At 38.6% G+C, this 228-nt stretch carries 1 pseudogene; it reads right to left on the bottom strand.

Features of this window, described 5'->3' with window-relative positions:
- A pseudogene (locus FD07_RS12020) lies at positions 1 to 228 on the bottom strand (MobQ family relaxase); the annotation flags it as partial.

Here is a 228-nt window from a genome sequence, read left to right as displayed (position 1 = left end):
ACTTGCTTAACAGCCATGATTGTTCGCAAATCTTTGACTGCGCGAGTAATCTTTTGCTGCTCGGTTGGTGAATACTTTTCTAGTAGACCTTGATCAACGTGTTCTAGACTTTCTAAGCTATCATCATGAATCATCAGCGTATATTTAAGCTCGATTTTGACTTCCTTTTCTTGTTGCATTAATAACTTCCAGCCAACGTATGGCCGTTTGGTAAAGGTCAATAATTGT

Origin of the sequence: Levilactobacillus parabrevis ATCC 53295 (genome assembly GCF_001434055.1) — a bacterium.
Classification (GTDB): Bacteria; Bacillota; Bacilli; order Lactobacillales; family Lactobacillaceae; genus Levilactobacillus; species Levilactobacillus parabrevis.
Note: the sequence above shows the minus strand (reverse complement) of the source record. Positions and strands in the feature narration are given on the sequence as shown.